This is a genomic window from Serratia sp. Nf2 (genome assembly GCF_003028435.1).
Lineage (GTDB): Bacteria > Pseudomonadota > Gammaproteobacteria > Enterobacterales > Enterobacteriaceae > Serratia > Serratia marcescens_L.
Window position 1 is genome coordinate 118,602 of record NZ_PYTW01000002.1, and the last position, 20,187, is coordinate 138,788.

The window sequence follows — 20,187 nt, forward strand, 5'->3', positions numbered from 1 at the left end:
TTGCCAGAAATGCGTTACTCGTCCGGGTTTTCGGCGATGAAGCGTTCCGCGTCTTCTACCATCGACTTGGTGCCGACGAAGAATGGTGCGCGCTGGTGCAGTTTCACCGGCGTGATGTCCAGAATGCGGTTTTTGCCGTCGCTGGCCTTACCGCCGGCCTGTTCGGCCAGGAACGCCATCGGGTTGCATTCGTACAGCAGGCGTAGCTTGCCTTGCGGGTGGCTGGCGGTGCTTGGGTAGATGTAGATGCCGCCTTTCAGCAGGTTGCGGTGGAAGTCCGCCACCAGGGAACCGATGTAGCGCGAGGTGTAAGGGCGCTGCGTCACTTCATCCTGCTCCTGGCAGTATTTGATGTATTTCTTCACGCCGAGAGGGAACTTGATGTAGTTGCCTTCGTTGATGGAATACATGTTGCCGCTCGCCGGGAAGCGCACTTTCTCGTGGGAGAGGCAGAATACGCCCAGAGACGGGTCGTAAGTAAAGGCGTGGACGCCGTAACCGGTGGTGTACACCAGCATGGTGGACGAACCGTAAACCACATAACCCGCTGCGACCTGGGCGCTGCCCGGCTGCAGGAAGTCTTCTTCGGTCACCGGCGTGCCGACCGGCGTGATGCGACGGTAGATAGAGAAAATCGTACCGACCGAGACGTTGACATCGATGTTGGACGAACCGTCCAACGGATCCATCAAAACGACATACTTGGCATTTTCAGCTCGCTCGCCGTCGAATATCACGATTTCATCTTCTTCTTCGGAAGCGATACCCGCAACTTCACCACGCGCTTTCAACGCCGCTTTCAGTTTTTCGTTCGCGTACAGGTCCAGTTTCATCTGAACTTCGCCCTGTACGTTGGACACCCCGCTGGTTCCCAGAATATCAACCAGGCCGGCCTTGTTGATGTCGCGGTGGATGATTTTGGCGCCCAGTTTAATTGCAGAAAGTAACGCGGTCAGCTCGCCGGTGGCGTGAGAGAAGTCGTGCTGTTTCTCGACGATAAATTCGCCTAACGTTTTCATGACACAATCCCTGAATCTACGGATGGATAGCGGCCTGTTAACAAACCGCCAACGTTTTCGCGTGCAGTGTAGCCCAAAGATGCGCGCTATTCATAGGCAAATCCATTTCTTCTGGACGATTCTGAGCGTTAGAATATGCCGACATTCGATGCACTCACATGAGAAACCTATGCGCATTCACATTCTTGGGATCTGTGGCACCTTTATGGGCGGGCTGGCGATGCTGGCGCGTTCACTGGGGCATGACGTCACCGGTTCGGACGCCAACGTCTATCCGCCGATGAGCACGCTGCTGGAGAACCAGGGGATCGATCTTATTCAGGGTTATGATCCAGCCCAGCTGGATCCGGCACCGGATCTGGTGATCATCGGCAATGCCATGACGCGCGGTAACCCGTGCGTGGAGGCGGTGCTGGAGCGTGGTATCCCTTACGTTTCCGGCCCGCAGTGGCTGCACGACGCCGTGTTGCGCGATCGCTGGGTACTGGCGGTCGCCGGCACCCACGGCAAAACCACCACCGCCGGCATGGCGACCTGGATCCTCGAGGCCTGCGGTTACCAGCCCGGCTTCGTCATCGGCGGCGTGCCGGGCAACTTCGACGTTTCGGCCCGCCTCGGCGGCAGCCCGTTCTTCGTGATCGAGGCCGACGAGTATGACTGCGCGTTCTTCGACAAGCGTTCCAAGTTCGTGCACTACAGCCCGCGCACGCTGATCATGAACAACCTGGAGTTCGACCACGCCGATATCTTCGACGATCTGAAAGCCATCCAGAAACAGTTCCACCACCTGGTGCGCCTGGTGCCGGGCAAAGGCAAGATCATCCTGCCGGACAACGACAGCCACCTGAAGCAGGTGATGGCGATGGGCTGCTGGAGCGAGCAGGAGCTGGTGGGGGAAGAGGGTACCTGGCGCGCGCAGAAGCTGACGCCGGACGCCAGTCATTACGCGGTGTTCCTCGACGGCGAACAGGTCGGTGAAGTGAACTGGGCGCTGGTGGGCGAGCACAACATGCATAACGGCCTGATGGCCATCGCCGCCACCCGTCATGTTGGCGTGCAGCCGGCGGATGCCTGCCGCGCGTTGGGCGATTTCATCAATGCCCGCCGCCGCCTGGAGCTGCGTGGCGAAGCCAACGGCGTCACGGTTTACGACGACTTCGCGCACCACCCGACGGCGATCCTCGCTACCCTGGCCGCGCTGCGCGGCAAGGTCGGCGGCACGGCGCGCATTCTGGCGGTGCTGGAACCGCGCTCCAACACCATGAAAATGGGCATCAGCAAAAACGATCTGGCGCCTTCGCTCGGCCGCGCCGACGAAGTGTTCCTGTTCCAGCCGCACCACATTCCGTGGCAGGTGGCGGAAGTGGCGGATGCCTGCGTGCAGCCGGCGCACTGGAGCGCGGATCTCGACACACTGGTGGACATGGTGGTGAAAACCGCACAGCCGGGCGATCACATTCTGGTGATGAGCAACGGCGGTTTCGGCGGTATTCACGATCGTCTGCTGGACGCGCTGGCGAAAAAGCAGGAACCGAAAGTCACCTACTGATCGCTCAACCACATCAAGGGCCGCGTTCGCGGCCTTTTTTACGCCCATAAAAAAGCCCTCGCGAGCGAGGGCAACGGGGTTCGTCGGATAGGACGACGAGAGGGTCTCTGGGAAATCGGCGTTTGCGTCAGAACTCGGCAGTGGCAGTGACGAGGGTAATCAGCTCTGCAAAGCCGTTCCCAGAGTTGTTATTTGTAAATCTCGGCGGTGGCGTGGTAGTTGCCTTCGTTACGCGCTTCGATCACGCGGTAGGCGGTCGCGCCTTTAGCGTCGGCTTTCTCCGACAACGCCTGGCGAATGTCGGTCGGCGCGCCGTCGATGCCGCTGACGGTAATGGTGCCGATAGATTGCAGGTTGGCGGTCTGATCGTTAGTCACCAGCTGGGCGGCAGGCGCGCCGAAGGCGATGACAGACAGCAGGCCGAATGCAGCAAGAGTAGTTTTCATGTTCATGGTAGCGATCCTTGGCCATAACAGCCTGGAAGGGCTTGGCAGCGATTTTTATTCTTGAAGGCCGTTACGACAGCGTTTGATTCCAGAGATGTATTGCCCGTTGCCGGGTAATGCCGGTACTTATTTGTAGATTTCAGCGGTTGCGTGGAAGTTGCCTTCATTGCGGGCTTCGATCACGCGGTAAGCGGTCGCCCCTTTGGCGTCAGCTTTGTCGGACAGCGCCTGACGAATGTCAGAAGGCGCAGCGGCGACGCCGCTCACGGTGATCACACCGGCCGGCTGCAGTTTTGCGGCCTGAGTTGCGTCAACAGATTGTGCTGCGAATGCGCCAAATGAAAGCATGGACAGAACGCTCAGGGTTGCAACGGTAGTTTTAATTTTCATCATCTCACCTCATCGTATTCTTTTATCAGTTCCAACGAACTGTGATTCAGTTCACGGAAATGAGTATACAGCTAGTAACGTGAAAAATTAATAGTTCGCTAACAGTTGCTAGTGAAACTTTAACCTCATGATCCTTATTTTTTATAACCACAAGGAATAAAAAACGCTCATAAAACGATCTTTTGATGTTAAATTTATGTAATTTCAATGAGGTAAGTGCTTTTGACCAAAAGTGCGGAAGATCACAGTGGGTACTGCTGGTTACATGGAGATGTCATGGAAATGTGTTGCTGAGGGATAAAAAAGCAGTGTTAAACGCGGTGGCGGGTAGGAAAGGTAAGGCGAAGGTTAAAGAAGCGCTAACAAAGTGCGGGCTACAGCCGTACTTTGTTAGCGCCAGGTTTCACAGCTCTTGCTCGAATACGCCCAGAATAGCTTCATGCAGTTTCTGAGCGGTAAAGCCGTTGGACGGGGTGACGAAAATCGTATCGTCGCCGGCAATCGTGCCGAGGATGCCCTGGGATTTACCCAATGAGTCGAGCAGGCGGGCGATCAGCTGTGCGGCGCCTGGGCTGGTGTGGATCACCACGACGGCGTCGTTATGGTCGACGTCCAGCACCAGATTCTTCAATGGGCTGGTAGTGGTCGGCACGCCGAGTTCGGCAGGAAGGCAATACACCATTTCCATTTTGGCATTGCGCGTACGTACCGCGCCGAACTTGGTCAGCATGCGCGATACTTTGGATTGGTTAATGTTTTCGAAGCCTTCTTCTTGCAGCGCCAAAACGATCTCGCCTTGAGAACTGAATTTTTCTTCTTTCAATAACGCTTTGAACGTCTTGATCAGATCTTCCTGTTTTGCGGGATTACGCATTTTGCACCGTGGAATGTTGATAGTGGAAGTCATGATTATGCATATAGATGAATTTTTATGCAACAAAGGCCGACCCAAAGAAAATAAACATGACCGGGCGGCGAGGAAAGGGCGCCATTTTAACAAAATGCGGCCGCGATGAATATGCCCTTTTGGCGACGGAAAATCGGCCTGCGGTGGTAAATAAAATGTTATTAAAATGATGTTGTTCTGATGTTGCGTAAGGGTGTAATGTAACGGCCGGTTAACTTGCTCGTGAATAACCTCGCACTATTTTTGATTAGTGTGCGCTATGCCCTTCATGCGTAAGCGATTTAATCTAAAATGGGCGCGACAGCGGCCGTTTTATTACACCTGCAGGCAAGAATTGGCTAATTTATTGTTTTTAAAGGTGTAATAACTTAAGGTCCGTAACCAACACATTCACGGCGCTTTATATATTTAAGATAATAAAGGAGTATAGGATGAAAGTTGCAGTTCTCGGTGCTGCTGGCGGTATCGGCCAGGCCCTCGCCCTTCTACTCAAAACCCAGCTTCCTTCAGGTTCTGAACTCTCTCTCTACGACATTGCCCCTGTTACCCCAGGCGTTGCCGTCGACTTAAGCCACATCCCAACCGCAGTTAAAATCAAAGGCTTCAGCGGCGAAGACGCGACCCCGGCTCTGCACGGTGCGGACGTGGTGCTGATTTCCGCCGGCGTGGCCCGTAAGCCAGGCATGGATCGCTCTGATCTGTTCAACGTTAACGCCGGCATCGTGCGTAACCTGATTGAGCAAGTGGCGAAAACCTGCCCGAAAGCCTGCATCGGCATCATCACCAACCCGGTTAACACCACGGTCGCCATCGCGGCGGAAGTGCTGAAAAAAGCCGGCGTTTACGACAAGAACAAACTGTTCGGCGTGACTTCGCTGGATATCATCCGTTCCAACACCTTCGTGGCCGAGCTGAAAGGCAAGCAGCCGGAAGAGCTGAACGTGCCGGTCATCGGCGGCCACTCTGGCGTGACCATCCTGCCTCTGCTGTCGCAGATCCCTGGTGTGAGCTTCACCGATCAGGAAGTGGCGGATCTGACCAAACGCATTCAGAACGCCGGCACCGAAGTGGTGGAAGCCAAAGCCGGCGGCGGGTCTGCAACGCTGTCCATGGGCCAGGCGGCCGCCCGTTTCGGTCTGTCTCTGGTGCGTGCGCTGCAGGGCGAGAAAGGCGTGGTGGAATGCGCGTACGTTGAAGGCGACGGTAAATACGCTCGCTTCTTCGCGCAGCCGCTGGTGCTTGGCAAGAACGGCGTTGAAGAACGCAAAGATATCGGCACCTTAAGCGCCTTCGAGCAGAAAGCGCTTAACGAGATGCTGGACGTGCTGCACAAAGATATCGAGCTGGGCGAGAAGTTCATCAATAACTGATCGTTGCCGATAGTCAGCCGATAAACGCCGCCGGACGCTGTTCCGGCGGTTTTTTTTGCTCCGCGTTCACGATTTTATGCGTGCCTTACGATCCAGGAGGCAATCGTTGTGCGGATCGTAATAGCGGCTTGGCCAGATTTCCGAAGGGTGGATGCCTATCGCTTCGGCGATCAGCCATTCCCCCTTCGGCCACGGGCGCGATAGCGCGTTGGCCAGCGTCGATGAGCTCAATCCGGCCTTGCGCGACACTGCCGCCAGCGTGGTGCCCTGCTTGCGTAGCGCCGCGATGATATCTGCCGGGTGCCAATCTGGGTTCCTTGAATTCATGTTTACATTCCTTTTCTGATTAGCCAAAGTTGCGTTAGTGGTATAACTAACGGGTCAAGGTTAAGTGCTTGAACAACGTGAAACGCTTATTAGGAAACCAGAATACCATTAAATTTCCTAAAAAATACCCGAGTAATTTCCAAAAAATGACGTTGCCCACTATTGCCCAGAGATGATGGCTATGAAAAACGAGTGGTTTGCCGCCAAGGAACTGACAGGCATCGCAGGATTACCCTCCTCACCACAGGGAATCAATCTGATGGCCCGGCGCGAAGGCTGGGTCAGCCGCAGGCGTAAAGGCGTGCAGGGAAAAGCGTTGGAGTACCATATCGACAGCCTGCCTTCAGGTGTGCGTAACCTGCTGGTGCTGAAGGAAGACGGGGCGGCATATGACGTAGAACGCCAGGAACCGTTGGCGGTCTGGATCGAGTATTACTACCATTTGACGGAGAGCGAGCGCGAGAAAATGGTGGCTTTCCTGATGCGGGAAGGGATCGGCGGCCTGTTGGCGCGCATCGACGAAGAGAGCAATAGCTAGGCAGGCCCGCGTACGCGGGCCTGATGTTTTTTAAGAAATATTTATTTCTTAAAAATCGCGTTGCACCGCCAGATGGGCCAGGCCTTCCAGCGCCGTACGGTGCTCCGATGCCGGCAAGACCTGCAGCGCGGCGATCGCCTTGTCGGCTTCTTCTTCGGCGCGTTTGCGGGTGTACTCCAGTGAACCGCATTGTTGCATCGCCTGCAGTACCGGCTCCAACAGGTGACGACCGTTGCCTTGCTCAATCGCACCGCGGATCATGTCACGCTGCGCGTCGTCGCCGTTGTGCATCGCGTGCAGCAGCGGCAGGGTCGGTTTCCCTTCGTTCAGATCGTCGCCGGTGTTTTTACCCAGGGTGCTGCCGTCGGCGCTGTAGTCGAGCAGATCGTCGATCAGCTGGAAAGCGGTGCCGAGGTAGCGGCCATAGTCTTGCAGCGCCTGCTCCTGTTCGGCGCTGGCGCCGGACAGGATCGCCGACGATTGCGCCGCCGCCTCGAACAGGCGGGCGGTTTTGCTGTAGATCACCCGCATATAGCTTTCTTCGGTGATGTCGGGATCGTGCACGTTCATCAACTGCAGCACTTCACCTTCGGCGATGACGTTGACCGCCTCCGACATCAGCGCCAGCACGCGCAGGGATTCCAGGCTGGTCATCATCTGGAAGGCGCGGGTATAGATAAAGTCGCCGACCAGCACGCTGGCGGCGTTGCCGAACGCCGCGTTGGCGGTGGCTTTGCCGCGGCGCATGTCCGATTCGTCGACGACGTCGTCATGCAGCAGCGTGGCGGTATGGATGAATTCGATCAGGGCGGCCACGGTGACGTGCTTGTTGCCTTCATAGCCCAACGCCCGCGCCGCCAGAACGGCGATCATCGGCCGGATGCGCTTACCGCCACCACTGATAATGTAATAGCCAAGCTGATTGATGAGCGTGACATCGGAATTCAGCTGTTCGAGAATTGTTGCGTTCACGGCCGCCATATCTTGCGCGGTTAACTCGGTAATTTGCTCTAGGTTCATTGTGTTTTTTTCAGCTGTGTTTCTCTTCACCGCGTTGAGATCGCTGCTCACATCGGTACATGGCGGTAACTGTCCCTATGATTGTACTTGAAAAACGGTTCAGATAAACGCCACGAAAGAAACTGCGCTTTTTTTCTTCTTTTTTCTTGTTCTGGTCTTATTCTGCTCTTGTCATGCGCTGCTTTTTTGCGTAGAATTCGCGCCCTATTGTGAATATTTATAGCGCGCTCTGAACTAACACAGTCGGGCACGCGGAAAGCGGAGTTTTATATGTACGCGGTTTTCCAAAGTGGTGGTAAACAACACCGAGTAAGCGAAGGTCAGACCGTTCGCTTGGAAAAGCTGGACATCGCAACTGGTGAAGCGGTTGAGTTTGACCAGATTCTGATGATCGCTAATGGCGAAGATATCAAAATCGGCGTTCCTTTCGTCGATGGCGGCAAGATCAAAGCTGAAGTTGTTGCTCACGGTCGTGGCGAGAAAATTAAAATTGTTAAGTTTCGTCGTCGTAAACACCACCGTAAGCAGCAGGGCCACCGTCAGTGGTTCACTGACGTTAAAATCACCGGCATCAGCGCTTAAGTTAGGAGAGCGGATTAATGGCACACAAAAAGGCTGGCGGCTCGACTCGTAACGGTCGCGATTCAGAAGCTAAACGTCTGGGCGTAAAACGCTTTGGCGGCGAAGCAGTACTGGCAGGCAGCATCATCGTTCGTCAGCGCGGCACCAAATTCCACGCTGGTACCAACGTGGGTTGCGGCAAAGACCACACTCTGTTTGCTTTGAAAGACGGTAAAGTCAAATTCGAAGTTAAAGGCCCGAGCAATCGTAAATTCATCAGCATCGAAGCTGAATAATTTTTCGAGCCTTACGAAATAGATGTAAGCCCCGCAATTCGTTGCGGGGCTTTTTACATTTATGGGTTGCCTGAGGGCAGGCCCGTCAGCGTTGGCGAAGGTGATATGGATACGAAGCAGCAGGTCGGCGTTGGCATTTCTCTGGCGTTAACCACGGCGGTTTGCTGGGGCGCGTTGCCGATCGCGATGAAAGAAGTGTTGGTGGTGATGGAGCCGTTTACCGTTGTCTGGTATCGCTTTACCATGGCCGCCATCGGCTTGGGCGTGATCCTCGCGGTGCGCGGCAAGCTGCCGCCGCTGACGATGTTCCGCCAGCCGCGTTGGCTGCTGCTGTTGGCGATCGCGACGGCGGGGCTGCTGGGCAACTTTGTGTTCTTCAGTTCCTCGCTGCAATACCTGAGCCCGACGGCGTCGCAGGTGATTGGCCAGCTGTCGCCGGTCGGCATGATGTTCGCCAGCGTGCTGATTTTAAAAGAACGCATGCGTATCACCCAGGTCATTGGCGCCCTGATGCTGATTTGCGGACTGATGCTGTTTTTCAACGTCAGTCTGATAGAGATCTTCACCCGGCTGACGGACTACACGCTGGGCGTCATGCTGGGCGTGTGCGCGGCGATGGTCTGGGTGAGCTACGGCGTGGCCCAGAAGGTGTTGCTGCGCCGACTGGCTTCGCCGCAGATCCTGGTTATGTTGTACACTTTATGTGCGATAGCGTTGTTCCCTCTGGCCAAACCCGAGGTGATTTTCCAGCTGAGCGGCTGGCAATTGGCGTGCCTGCTGTTTTGCGGCGCCAACACGCTGATCGGCTATGGCGCGCTGGCAGAGGCGATGGCGCGCTGGCAGGCGGCGCAGGTGAGCGCGTTGGTTACGCTGACCCCGCTGTTTACCCTGCTGTTTTCAGATTTATTGGCGCTGGCCTGGCCCCAGACTTTCGCCGCGCCGACGCTGAACATCGTCGGCTATGTCGGTGCGTTTGTGGTTGTGGCGGGCGCCATGTTTTCCGCAATTGGTCACCGGTGGTGGCCGCGACGGGCAGAACCCCCCCTGGTTGCTCCTTTGAAGCAGCCCGGTGAATGATTTACGGAGACGGTAAATGAAGTTTGTAGATGAAGCAGCGATTCTGGTCGTTGCAGGCGACGGCGGTAACGGATGCGTCAGCTTCCGCCGCGAAAAATATATCCCCAACGGTGGGCCTGATGGTGGCGACGGCGGCGACGGCGGCGACGTCTACCTGCTGGCGGACGAGAACCTCAACACCCTGATCGACTACCGTTTTGAGAAGTCTTTCCGCGCCGAGCGCGGCCAGAATGGCCAGAGCCGCGACTGTACCGGTAAACGCGGTAAAGACGTCATCATCAAGGTGCCGGTCGGCACGCGCGTGAAGGATCAGGGCACCGGCGAGATCCTCGGCGACATGACCCGCCATGAGCAGAAGCTGATGGTCGCCAAAGGCGGCTGGCACGGCCTGGGCAACACCCGTTTCAAATCTTCGGTCAACCGTGCACCGCGTCAGAAGACGCTGGGTACCGCCGGCGAAGCGCGCGACCTGTTGCTGGAGCTGTTGCTGCTGGCCGATGTAGGCATGCTGGGGCTGCCGAACGCCGGTAAATCGACCTTCATCCGCGCGGTGTCCGCCGCCAAGCCGAAGGTGGCCGATTATCCGTTTACCACGCTGGTGCCGAGCCTGGGCGTGGTGCGCATGGACCACGAGCAGAGCTTTGTGGTTGCCGACATTCCGGGGTTGATCGAGGGTGCCTCCGAAGGCGCGGGCCTGGGCATTCGCTTCCTGAAACACCTGGAGCGTTGCCGCGTGCTGCTGCACCTGGTGGATATCGCGCCGATCGACGAAACCGATCCGGTGGAAAACGCCAAAGTGATCATCAACGAGTTGAACCAATACAGCGAAAATTTGGCGCAGAAGCCGCGCTGGCTGGTGTTCAACAAAATTGATGTGATTGGTGAGGAAGAAGCCGCCGAACGCGCCAAAGCGATTGTGGAAGGCATGGGCTGGGAAGGGAAGTACTACATGATCTCCGCCGCCAACCGCGAAGGCGTCAATGCGTTGTGCTGGGACGTGATGAACTTCATCAACACTCAGCCGAAAGCGATGGCGATCGAAGAAAGCGCACCGGAAAAAGTCGAATTCATGTGGGATGACTACCACCGCGAGCAAATCGCGGAAGTGGAAGCCGAAGCGGAAGATGACTGGGATGATGACTGGGACGAAGACGACGACGAAGGCGTCGAAATCATTTACCAGAAGTGATTCGGTGATAAAGGGCTCAGCAACGCTGGGCCCTTGTTATTTAAGCGCCTTTTCCGGCAGCCAACACTGGGCGTTCAGGCCGCGCACATCGCGGCGGTTTTCCAGCGTCAAACGGCCCTGATGCAGTTGCGCGATGCGGATCACGATATTCAAGCCCAGTCCGCTGCCGCCGTAGCGTTGATCCATGCGGCGAAACGCCTGTGTCAGCTCCCCGACCATCTCCTCCTTGATACCTGGGCCATCGTCGATGACCTGCAGCAGATAGCCGTTGTCTTGCGGCGTTAACCGCACCTGTATCGCCCCGCCTTCCGGGCCGTAACGGTGGGCGTTTTCGACCAGGTTGCGCAGCAGCAGCCGCAGCAGCACCGGATCGCCGTTCACCGCGGCGACGGCCGGCAATTGCCAATCCAGCGTCTGCCCGCGTTGGGCGGTCATTTCGTCGAGCTCTTCACGCAGCGGTTGAATCACATCGGCTACCCAATCGAAATGCTGATAATGGCCGCTGGCGAAGTCTTGCCCGGCGCGCGACAGCATCAGCAACTGCTCGACGGTGTGCATCAGCTGATCGATGCGGGCGATCAGCGCCTGGCTGCCCTTGACGCCCTGCTTTTCCATCAGTTCCAGATGCAGGCGGATGCCGGCCAGCGGCGTGCGCAGCTCATGGGCGGCGTCGGCGGTGAACAGGCGTTCCTGTTGAATGGTGTTATCCAGCCGTGAAAACAGCTGATTGAGTGCATTGGTGACCGCCACCATTTCCTGGCTGTCGCTGGTGATTGGCAGCGGCGTCAGGTTATCGGCAGAGCGCTTTTCCAGCCGCTGCTGCAATTGGTTGAGCGGGCGGATGATCCAACTGATGGCCCAAAACGACGCCAGCAGCGTGACGACCATCATGATCAGCGAAGGCGCCAGCAGCGACGCGATGGCCTCGGCGATCTCGGTATCGACGCGTTCGGTACGCACTTTGGCGGACAGGGTTTCGTCCACCAGGAAGCTGATCTGCTCCTGGCTTTCGTGCCACAGCCAAAAGGCGCTGATGAGTTGCGTGACCAGCAGGATCAGCGCCAGCATCAGCAGCAGGCGGCGGCGCATGCTGATCATGACGAGGGTTCCAGGCGGTAGCCGATGCCGCGCACGGTGCGGATGCGATCCTTGCCCAGTTTGCGGCGCAGGTTGTGGATGTGCACTTCCAGCGTGTTGGAACCCAAGTCGTCCTGCCAGGTGTAGAGGTCCTGTTGCAGGAGTTCGCGGTTGACCGTTTGGCCGGCACGCATGATAAGACGCGCCAGAATGGCGAACTCTTTCGGCGTGACCTCCACCGGCTGCTGCTGCAGATAGACCTGCTGGCTGGAGAGGTTCAACTGCAGGTCATCCACCTGCATCAGATTGTCGCTGTGGCCCTGGTAGCGCCGCAGGAGGGCGCGCACGCGCGCCTGCAGTTCGACCAGCGCGAAGGGTTTGACCAGGTAGTCATCGGCGCCGGCATCCAGCCCGTCGACGCGGTCTTCCAGCGCATCGCGGGCGGTCAGGATCAGCACCGGCAGATCGATCTGCTGGCGGCGCCACTGCCGCAGCAGCGCGGCGCCGTCCATGTCCGGCAGGCCGAGATCCAGGATCACCATGCTGTATTGGCTGGTGATGAGCAGGCTGTTGGCCTCCGCCGCCGTGGCGGCGCAGTCGCAGACGTAGCCTTCGCCGGTCAGCGCCAGCGCCAGCCCCTGTTGCAGCAGTTCATCATCCTCAACGACCAGCAGCTTCATGGCGATCCTCAGTTGTTTTGGTAAATATCCCGATACAGGCGGCTTTCGAAGCGTACCAGCGGTGCGCGGCGCTGTTTCTGATCTTCCGGCGGTACGGCGTAACCGGAAAGATACTGCACGAAGGCCATGCGCTGGCCGCTGGCGGTGGTGATGAAGCCCGCCAGGTTGTACACGCCCTGCAGCGCGCCGGTTTTGGCCGACACTTTGCCGTCGACGCCGGCTTCGTGCAGGCCGCCGCGGTAGCGCAAGGTGCCGTCATAGCCGGACAGCGGCAGCATCGAGATGAAGTTCAGCTCGTTGTCGTGCTGCGCGATGTACTGTAACGCTTGCATCATGGTCGCCGGCGCCAGCAGGTTGTGGCGCGACAGGCCGGAACCGTCGGCGATGATGGTATTGCCCAGATCGATGCCGGCCTTCTGGCGCAGCACCTGCCGCACCGCATCGGAACCCGCTCGCCAGGTGCCCGGTACGCCGAAGCGTTCGTGGCCGATGGTGCGGAAGACGGTATCGGCGATCATGTTGTCCGATTTCTTCAGCATAATCTTCAACAGATCGTGCAGTGGCGCCGACTGGGTTTGCGCGATCACCGTGCCGGTGATGCCAGGGCGCGTCTGGCGTTTCAAATGCCCGTCGATCTGGATACCGGCCTGCGTCAGTTCGTCTTTCAAGATGGCGCCCGCATAGCTGGCGCCGTCCTGGATGGCGAAGGCCAGCGGCAGCGGTTCGCTGCGCTGCGTCAGGCAGCCGGTCAGGGTAAAGCGGTTCAGCTCGCCCGGCACCACGTCCAGCTCGCAGTACTGCGCGTCTGCAGAGCCGCGCGCCAGGGTGCGCACCTGGCTAAACATATTGACGGGATAATAGGAGGCGACGCGGATAAACGCCATGTCGCCCGGATTCGGCGCGCTGTAGAGCGAGACCGAGAAACAGTTGCGATCGACGATGGCGGCGGCCGGCGGTGCGCTGAAGCACTGCGTCAGATCGTTCCACGGCCAGCCGGGCGCCTTGTCATGGCTGGCGAAGACCGAGGTGTCGACCAGCACGTCGCCGCTGATTTGGCGCACGCCCTGTTTCTTCAGGACGGCCACCATATTGCGCAGGCTCTGGCGTTTGAAGGTCGGATCGCCGCTGAAGCGGGCGATCAGGTTGCCGCGCAGCACGCCGTCGCGGATATCGCCCTGGCTCTCCAGCGTGGTGGTGAAACGGTAATCGGGCCCGAGTTGCAGCAATGCCGCCAGCGCCGTCAGCACTTTTTGGGTACTGGCCGGCAGCGCCATCTGCTGAGAGTGATAATCGATCGTCGGCGCGCTGGCACCGATTTTCTGAACGACCAGGGCAAGGTTGGCCCCATCAGGCAGATATTGTGTGTACTCTTCAACCGGGGCCGCATTCGCATTCAGAACAAATGCGCAAGCCAATGCACTGACAATTCGTGAAAAACGCATAATCTCGGGATAACAGCTGGATAACGTGCCGTCATACTACGGTGCAATCAGGGAAAAAGTAAACGATGACCCTCAAGGAACTCTAGGCTAAAATGCGTATCAAAATGCAAAACCAATCTTGGCTTGGGCCTCGTTCCGAGTCAGGTTTCTTTTGTTTGTCGCCTGGAGGCGGGTGGCGGTATGCCAACCGTGTTTTCATACGAATACGTCAGGATGACGGTTATTTGAACAGGAAAGATTTAGAGGTATTTATACGATGAACCAAATTCCGATGACCTTGTTTGGCGCTGAAAAACTGCGCGAAGAGCTCGAATATCTGAAAAGCGTGCGCCGCCCGAAAATCATTGCGGATATCGCTGACGCCCGTGAGCACGGCGATTTGAAAGAGAATGCCGAGTACCACGCCGCCCGCGAACAGCAGGGTTTCTGCGAAGGCCGCATTCAGGAAATCGAAGCCAAGCTGTCCAATGCTCAGGTGATCGATATCACCAAGATGCCGAACACCGGCCGAGTGATCTTCGGAGCCACCGTATCGGTGATGAATCTGGACAGTGAAGAAGAAGTGACTTACCGCATCGTTGGCGACGATGAGGCCGATTTCAAGAAAAATCTGATTTCGGTAAACTCGCCGATGGCGCGCGGCCTGATCGGCAAAGAGCAAGACGACGTAGTGGTGATCAAAACCCCCGGCGGCGACGTTGAGTATGAGATCCTGAAGGTCGAGTATCTCTGATCGAGGCCGTTGGTCACTAATGCGCCAACGTTTTGTAAAGATAGGAAAAAGGCCGCGAGCGGCCTTTTATCTTGGTCAGGCGCATGGCACCTTTTCGTTAACCTGATGGTTATTAACGCGGTAGACTGATCTTGCGCTCTTTCGACGGGCGGTAAAGAATAAGCGTACTGCCGATAACTTGCACATTGCAGGCGCCCGTTTCACGCACGATAGCATCGGCGATCAGGGTTTTGGTTTCGCGATCTTCAGCGGCGATTTTTACCTTGATCAGCTCATGATGCTCCAGAGCCTGTTCAATTTCAGCCAGCACCCCTTCGGTAAGACCGTTATTGCCCAGCATCACCACCGGTTTTAACGGATGCGCCAGGCCTTTCAGGTGCTGTTTTTGTTTATTATTCAGATTCATTGTCTTTTTTGCTTAAGTTGGGATTGAAAACGGTACATTCTACCGCCATCTCATGTATATCACCAAATCGGTCTTCACCGGTGTGAGTCTACGTGAGCAGCGACCCTGACATAAGACTCTTTTTATGATAGTTGGAAAACGAGATGGCTAATAAAAAGCGTTCGGCTAGCTCCAGTCGCTGGTTACAAGAACACTTTAGCGATAAATATGTACAGCAGGCGCAGAAAAAGGGACTGCGTTCCCGTGCCTGGTTTAAACTTGATGAAATACAGCAGAGCGACAAACTGTTCAAACCGGGCATGACCGTGGTTGATCTCGGTGCCGCGCCGGGTGGCTGGTCGCAGTATGTGGTCACCCAAATCGGCGGTACCGGGCGTATCATCGCCTGTGATATTTTGCCAATGGATCCTATCGTTGGCGTCGATTTCCTTCAGGGCGATTTTCGTGATGAACTGGTGCTGAAGGCGCTGTTGGAACGAGTAGGCGAGAGTAAGGTTCAGGTGGTCATGTCCGATATGGCCCCGAATATGAGTGGCACCCCGGCGGTCGATATTCCAAGGTCGATGTATCTGGTGGAGTTGGCGCTGGATATGTGTCGTGATGTCCTCGCACCAGGTGGAAGTTTCCTGGTGAAGGTGTTCCAGGGAGATGGCTTTGACGAGTACCTACGGGAAATTCGCTCCCTGTTTACGAAGGTTAAGATTCGTAAGCCAGACGCTTCCCGCGCTCGTTCGCGCGAAGTGTACATTGTAGCGACAGGGCGCAAACTGTAGTACCCTAACGCTGTTTGTTAACACAGTTGTAAGATGAGGTTAATCCCTTGAGTGACATGGCGAAAAACCTAATTCTCTGGTTAGTCATCGCGGTAGTGTTGATGTCTGTATTCCAGAGCTTTGGGCCCAGCGAGTCGAATGGCCGTAGGGTGGATTACTCTACCTTCATGTCCGAACTGACCCAAGATCAGGTTCGCGAAGCGCGAATCAACGGACGTGAAATTAACGTTACCAAGAAAGACAGTAACAAATACACGACCTACATCCCTGTCAACGATCCTAAGTTGCTGGATACGTTGTTAACGAAGAATGTGAAAGTTGTCGGCGAGCCGCCTGAAGAGCCGAGCCTGCTGGCTTCTATCTTTATCTCTTGGTTCCCGATGCTGTTGCTGATCGGGGTCTGGATCTTCTTTATGCGGCAAATGCAGGGCGGCGGCGGCAAGGGCGCGATGTCCTTCGGCAAGAGCAAGGCCCGCATGCTGACGGAAGACCAGATCAAGACCACTTTCGCCGATGTCGCCGGTTGTGACGAAGCGAAAGAAGAGGTGAGCGAACTGGTAGAATACCTGCGCGAACCGAGCCGTTTCCAGAAATTGGGCGGCAAGATCCCGAAAGGCGTGTTGATGGTTGGCCCGCCGGGGACCGGTAAAACGCTGTTGGCGAAAGCGATCGCCGGCGAAGCGAAGGTACCGTTCTTCACCATTTCCGGTTCCGACTTCGTCGAAATGTTCGTCGGCGTGGGTGCATCCCGCGTGCGCGACATGTTCGAACAAGCGAAGAAAGCCGCGCCGTGCATCATCTTCATCGATGAAATCGACGCCGTCGGCCGCCAGCGTGGCGCCGGCCTGGGTGGCGGTCACGATGAGCGCGAGCAGACTCTGAACCAGATGCTGGTTGAGATGGACGGTTTCGAAGGCAACGAGGGCATCATCGTCATCGCGGCTACCAACCGTCCGGACGTGCTTGACCCGGCGCTGCTGCGCCCGGGCCGTTTCGACCGTCAGGTCGTGGTCGGGCTGCCGGATGTGCGTGGCCGTGAGCAGATCCTGAAGGTGCACATGCGCCGCGTGCCGTTAGCCGCAGACATCGACGCCTCCGTCATTGCGCGCGGTACGCCGGGCTTCTCCGGTGCTGACCTGGCTAACCTGGTCAACGAAGCGGCGCTGTTCGCCGCCCGTGGCAATAAGCGCGTGGTGTCGATGGTGGAGTTCGAGAAAGCCAAAGACAAGATCATGATGGGTGCGGAACGCCGCTCCATGGTGATGACCGAAGCGCAGAAAGAGTCGACCGCGTATCACGAAGCGGGCCACGCCATCATTGGCCGCCTGGTTCCCGAACACGATCCGGTACACAAGGTGACGATCATTCCTCGTGGCCGTGCGCTCGGCGTGACCTTCTTCCTGCCGGAAGGGGATGCGATCAGCGCCAGCCGTCAGAAGCTGGAGAGCCAAATCTCCACCCTGTACGGCGGCCGTCTGGCGGAAGAGATCATCTACGGGCCGGAAAAAGTCTCTACCGGTGCGTCGAACGACATCAAAGTGGCGACCTCCATCGCCCGTAACATGGTGACCCAGTGGGGCTTCTCCGAGAAGCTGGGGCCGCTGCTGTATGCGGAAGAAGAGGGCGAAGTGTTCCTGGGCCGTTCCGTGGCCAAGGCGAAGCACATGTCGGATGAAACCGCGCGTATTATCGACCAGGAAGTGAAGTCGCTGATCGAGCGTAACTACACGCGTGCTCGCTCGCTGTTGATGGAAAACATGGACATCCTGCACTCGATGAAGGATGCGCTGATGAAGTATGAAACCATCGATGCGCCGCAGATCGACGATCTGATGAACCGCAAAGACGTGCGTCCGCCGGCGGGCTGGGACGATGCGAACAAAGGCAACAGCTCTGACAACGGTGGCACCCCGAAAGCCCCGACGCCGGTAGATGAGCCTCGCACCCCAACGCCGGGCAACACCATGTCCGAACAGCTCGACAAGTAACAGCGGCTGTGTAATAACATCAAACCCCGGCATGCCGGGGTTTTTTTTGCCCGGCGGGCAGTGAACCAGGCAACAGTAAGGTGGACCAACCATGCAGTTAACCGTGCGCGACATGACGCTCAATCTCTCCCATCCGCAGGTGATGGGTATCCTCAACGTGACGCCGGATTCGTTTTCCGACGGCGGCCGCCACAACACCCTGAACCAGGCACTGCTGCATGCGCATGCGCTGATTTCGGCCGGCGCCACGATGATCGATATCGGCGGTGAATCGACAAGGCCGGGGGCGGCGGAAGTGAGCGAAGAGGAGGAGCTTGAGCGGGTCGTGCCGGTGGTGGAAGCGCTGGCGCAGCGTTTTGAAGTCTTTATCTCTGTCGATACCTCGAAAGCGGGCGTGATCCGCGAATCGGCGCACGCCGGCGCACATCTGATCAACGACATTCGTTCGCTGCAGGAGCCGGGTGCCCTGGCGGCGGCGGTGGAAAGCGAGCTGCCGGTCTGTCTGATGCATATGCAAGGGCAGCCGCGCACCATGCAACAGGCGCCGCACTACGATGACCTGATTGCCGACGTTCAGGCGTTTTTCGAGCACCATATCCGGCGCTGTAACGAGGCGGGGATAACAAATCAGAAATTGCTGCTCGACCCAGGCTTCGGTTTCGGTAAAAATTTGGCGCACAACTATCAGCTTCTGGCACGGTTGTCGGAGTTTCATCGTTTCGGTTTGCCGCTGTTGGTCGGCATGTCGCGCAAATCGATGGTAGGACAACTGCTGAACGTACCACCGGATCAACGGGTTATCGGCAGCGTGGCCTGCGCGGTAATCGCGGCGATGCAGGGCGCGCAGATTGTCAGAGTGCATGACGTTAAAGAAACCGTCGAGGCGATGCGTGTCGTCGAGGCAACACTTTCAGCTAAGGGACAGTAGAGACATGAGCGAGCGCAAATATTTTGGCACCGACGGCATCCGTGGCAAGGTCGGGGACAGCCCCATCACGCCGGACTTCGTGCTGAAGCTGGGCTGGGCGGCCGGTAAAGTGCTGGCGCGTCACGGTTCCCGCAAGATCATCATCGGTAAGGATACGCGCATCTCCGGCTATATGCTGGAGTCCGCTCTGGAAGCCGGCCTGGCGGCTGCAGGGTTGTCCGCCTCTTTCACCGGGCCGATGCCAACCCCGGCGGTGGCTTATCTGACACGCACTTTCCGCGCTGAAGCGGGCATCGTCATCTCCGCTTCGCATAACCCGTTTTATGACAACGGCATCAAGTTCTTCTCGATCGACGGGGCCAAGCTGCCGGACAACGTCGAAGAAGCTATCGAAGCCGAGATGGAAAAGCCGCTGACCTGCGTGGAGTCCGCCGAGCTGGGTAAAGCCAGCCGCATCATCGACGCCGCCGGCCGCTACATCGAATTCTGCAAAGGCACCTTCCCGAGCGAGCTGAGCCTGAAGGGGCTGAAAATTGTGGTCGACTGCGCCAACGGAGCGACTTACCACATCGCACCGAGCGTGCTGCGCGAGCTGGGCGCCACGGTGATCGCCATCGGCGTTGAGCCGGACGGCATGAATATCAACGAAAAATGCGGCGCTACCGACGTGCGTCAGCTGCAGGAGCGCGTGCTGCAGGAAAAAGCGCACGTAGGCCTGGCGTTTGACGGCGACGGCGACCGCGTGATGATGGTGGATCACCTGGGCAACAAGGTGGACGGCGATCAGATCCTGTACATCATTGCCCGCGAAGGCCTGCGTCAGGGCCAGCTGCGCGGCGGCGCAGTCGGCACCCTGATGAGTAATATGGGGCTGGAGCTGGCGCTGAAACAGCTGGGCATTCCGTTCGCTCGCGCCAAAGTGGGCGACCGCTATGTGTTGGAGAAGCTGCAGGAGCTGGGCTGGCGCATCGGTGCGGAAAACTCCGGTCATGTGATCCTGCTGGACAAAACCACCACCGGCGACGGCATCGTGGCCGGGCTGCAGGTGCTGACCGCCATGGTGCGCAACCACATGAGCCTGCACGACCTGTGCAGCGGCATGAAGTTGCTGCCGCAGATTCTGGTCAACGTGCGCTTCGCTGGCGATCACAATCCGCTGGAGTCTGACGCGGTGCGTAAAGTCACCGAGCAGGTGGAAGCCGAACTGGCCGGCCGCGGCCGGGTGTTGCTGCGCAAATCGGGCACCGAACCGCTGATCCGCGTAATGGTGGAAGGCGAGGATGAGCAGCAGGTGACCACGCTGGCGCATCGCATCGCCGACGCGGTAAAATCTGCAGGTTAAAACAGTCAGTTAGCCGCCGGGCTCGGTAAAGCTGAGCCCGGAGAGGCGATTGTTGGCGTTTTTTTCCGCAAACGCGCCGGCGGCTGCAAATTGCCCTTGCGCGGGTTGGCGGCTTTGGTTAGTATTCAC

The 20,187-nt window shown here is 57.5% G+C and carries 22 protein-coding genes; 12 read left to right on the top strand and 10 right to left on the bottom strand.

From position 1 onward, the window contains the following. Positions 1 to 14: 14 nt before the first annotated feature. The gene (fbp, locus tag C9411_RS05580) at positions 15 to 1,019 is read right to left on the bottom strand and encodes a class 1 fructose-bisphosphatase (RefSeq protein WP_107226635.1); all 1,005 of its coding nucleotides are present in this window, start codon (positions 1,017 to 1,019) and stop codon (positions 15 to 17) included. Positions 1,020 to 1,188: 169 nt separating this feature from the next. Between fbp and mpl the strand changes: the two genes are divergently transcribed. Beyond that, positions 1,189 to 2,568, top strand: a complete 1,380-nt coding sequence (gene mpl, locus C9411_RS05585; protein ID WP_033636810.1) for a UDP-N-acetylmuramate:L-alanyl-gamma-D-glutamyl-meso-diaminopimelate ligase — start codon at positions 1,189 to 1,191, stop codon at positions 2,566 to 2,568. 188 nt (positions 2,569 to 2,756) lie between these two features. On the opposite strand, the gene yhcN (C9411_RS05590) is transcribed toward mpl, so the two are convergent. The 3 genes from yhcN (C9411_RS05590) to argR form a co-directional block, all read right to left on the bottom strand. Then, positions 2,757 to 3,020 (bottom strand): peroxide/acid stress response protein YhcN, encoded by a 264-nt coding sequence (gene yhcN / locus C9411_RS05590; protein WP_107226636.1) that lies wholly within the window; start codon positions 3,018 to 3,020, stop codon positions 2,757 to 2,759. A 120-nt stretch (positions 3,021 to 3,140) separates the two neighbouring features. Continuing rightward, a complete protein-coding gene (gene yhcN, locus C9411_RS05595; protein ID WP_063991659.1) occupies positions 3,141 to 3,404 on the bottom strand; it encodes a peroxide/acid stress response protein YhcN in 264 nt (87 codons plus the stop codon). Positions 3,405 to 3,807: 403 nt separating this feature from the next. Next, complete coding sequence (argR, locus tag C9411_RS05600) at positions 3,808 to 4,278, bottom strand: transcriptional regulator ArgR (protein WP_004933572.1); 471 nt, start codon at positions 4,276 to 4,278, stop codon at positions 3,808 to 3,810. 464 nt (positions 4,279 to 4,742) lie between these two features. Between argR and mdh the strand changes: the two genes are divergently transcribed. Further along, entirely contained in the window at positions 4,743 to 5,681 is a 939-nt protein-coding gene (gene mdh / locus C9411_RS05605; protein ID WP_004933569.1) for a malate dehydrogenase, read from the top strand. Positions 5,682 to 5,747: 66 nt separating this feature from the next. On the opposite strand, the gene C9411_RS05610 is transcribed toward mdh, so the two are convergent. After that, the gene (locus tag C9411_RS05610; RefSeq protein ID WP_016929333.1) at positions 5,748 to 6,008 is read right to left on the bottom strand and encodes a helix-turn-helix transcriptional regulator; all 261 of its coding nucleotides are present in this window, start codon (positions 6,006 to 6,008) and stop codon (positions 5,748 to 5,750) included. A gap of 181 nt (positions 6,009 to 6,189) precedes the next feature. On the opposite strand from C9411_RS05610, the gene C9411_RS05615 reads away from it, so the two are divergent. Beyond that, complete coding sequence (locus tag C9411_RS05615; protein WP_063991611.1) at positions 6,190 to 6,546, top strand: DNA-binding protein; 357 nt, start codon at positions 6,190 to 6,192, stop codon at positions 6,544 to 6,546. 48 nt (positions 6,547 to 6,594) lie between these two features. Here the strand turns inward: C9411_RS05615 and ispB are convergent, their stop codons facing one another. Continuing rightward, a complete protein-coding gene (gene ispB, locus C9411_RS05620) occupies positions 6,595 to 7,566 on the bottom strand; it encodes an octaprenyl diphosphate synthase (RefSeq protein ID WP_063991610.1) in 972 nt (323 codons plus the stop codon). A 270-nt stretch (positions 7,567 to 7,836) separates the two neighbouring features. Here ispB and rplU point away from each other — a divergent pair, with 270 nt between their 5' ends. The 4 genes from rplU (at position 7,837) to cgtA (ending at position 10,689) form a co-directional block, all read left to right on the top strand. Further along, the gene (gene rplU, locus C9411_RS05625; RefSeq protein ID WP_004933561.1) at positions 7,837 to 8,148 is read left to right on the top strand and encodes a 50S ribosomal protein L21; all 312 of its coding nucleotides are present in this window, start codon (positions 7,837 to 7,839) and stop codon (positions 8,146 to 8,148) included. A 17-nt stretch (positions 8,149 to 8,165) separates the two neighbouring features. Beyond that, positions 8,166 to 8,423, top strand: coding sequence for a 50S ribosomal protein L27 (rpmA, locus tag C9411_RS05630; RefSeq protein WP_004933559.1), 258 nt, complete (start codon positions 8,166 to 8,168; stop codon positions 8,421 to 8,423). A gap of 105 nt (positions 8,424 to 8,528) precedes the next feature. Next, positions 8,529 to 9,500, top strand: coding sequence for a DMT family transporter (locus C9411_RS05635; protein WP_063991609.1), 972 nt, complete (start codon positions 8,529 to 8,531; stop codon positions 9,498 to 9,500). Between the two features lie 16 nt (positions 9,501 to 9,516). Beyond that, positions 9,517 to 10,689 carry an Obg family GTPase CgtA gene (cgtA, locus tag C9411_RS05640; RefSeq protein ID WP_025305047.1) on the top strand — a complete coding sequence of 391 codons (1,173 nt, stop codon included), beginning with the start codon at positions 9,517 to 9,519 and terminating at the stop codon, positions 10,687 to 10,689. Between the two features lie 36 nt (positions 10,690 to 10,725). Here cgtA and pmrB read toward each other — a convergent pair whose 3' ends face one another. The 3 genes from pmrB to dacB are packed head-to-tail and all read right to left on the bottom strand — an operon-like array spanning position 10,726 to position 13,888. After that, on the bottom strand, positions 10,726 to 11,787 hold the full coding sequence (gene pmrB / locus C9411_RS05645; protein ID WP_063991608.1) for a two-component system sensor histidine kinase PmrB: 1,062 nt from the start codon (positions 11,785 to 11,787) through the stop codon (positions 10,726 to 10,728). Continuing rightward, complete coding sequence (pmrA, locus tag C9411_RS05650) at positions 11,784 to 12,446, bottom strand: two-component system response regulator PmrA (RefSeq protein WP_019453348.1); 663 nt, start codon at positions 12,444 to 12,446, stop codon at positions 11,784 to 11,786. Before pmrA ends, pmrB begins: the two co-directional genes overlap by 4 nt. Before the next feature lie 8 nt (positions 12,447 to 12,454). Continuing rightward, positions 12,455 to 13,888 carry a serine-type D-Ala-D-Ala carboxypeptidase gene (gene dacB / locus C9411_RS05655; protein WP_048232490.1) on the bottom strand — a complete coding sequence of 478 codons (1,434 nt, stop codon included), beginning with the start codon at positions 13,886 to 13,888 and terminating at the stop codon, positions 12,455 to 12,457. Between the two features lie 256 nt (positions 13,889 to 14,144). Here dacB and greA point away from each other — a divergent pair, with 256 nt between their 5' ends. Continuing rightward, positions 14,145 to 14,621, top strand: a complete 477-nt coding sequence (gene greA, locus C9411_RS05660) for a transcription elongation factor GreA (RefSeq protein WP_025305051.1) — start codon at positions 14,145 to 14,147, stop codon at positions 14,619 to 14,621. 112 nt (positions 14,622 to 14,733) lie between these two features. Here the strand turns inward: greA and yhbY are convergent, their stop codons facing one another. Continuing rightward, positions 14,734 to 15,027 (bottom strand): ribosome assembly RNA-binding protein YhbY, encoded by a 294-nt coding sequence (gene yhbY, locus C9411_RS05665; protein ID WP_004933536.1) that lies wholly within the window; start codon positions 15,025 to 15,027, stop codon positions 14,734 to 14,736. Between the two features lie 143 nt (positions 15,028 to 15,170). Here yhbY and rlmE point away from each other — a divergent pair, with 143 nt between their 5' ends. From rlmE to glmM, 4 genes are all read left to right on the top strand, one after another. Next, positions 15,171 to 15,800, top strand: a complete 630-nt coding sequence (rlmE, locus tag C9411_RS05670) for a 23S rRNA (uridine(2552)-2'-O)-methyltransferase RlmE (RefSeq protein ID WP_004933533.1) — start codon at positions 15,171 to 15,173, stop codon at positions 15,798 to 15,800. A gap of 56 nt (positions 15,801 to 15,856) precedes the next feature. After that, on the top strand, positions 15,857 to 17,788 hold the full coding sequence (gene ftsH / locus C9411_RS05675) for an ATP-dependent zinc metalloprotease FtsH (RefSeq protein WP_004933529.1): 1,932 nt from the start codon (positions 15,857 to 15,859) through the stop codon (positions 17,786 to 17,788). Between the two features lie 91 nt (positions 17,789 to 17,879). After that, positions 17,880 to 18,716 carry a dihydropteroate synthase gene (gene folP / locus C9411_RS05680; RefSeq protein WP_107226637.1) on the top strand — a complete coding sequence of 279 codons (837 nt, stop codon included), beginning with the start codon at positions 17,880 to 17,882 and terminating at the stop codon, positions 18,714 to 18,716. Positions 18,717 to 18,720: 4 nt separating this feature from the next. After that, positions 18,721 to 20,058, top strand: coding sequence for a phosphoglucosamine mutase (gene glmM, locus C9411_RS05685; RefSeq protein ID WP_107226638.1), 1,338 nt, complete (start codon positions 18,721 to 18,723; stop codon positions 20,056 to 20,058). Positions 20,059 to 20,187: the final 129 nt, after the last annotated feature.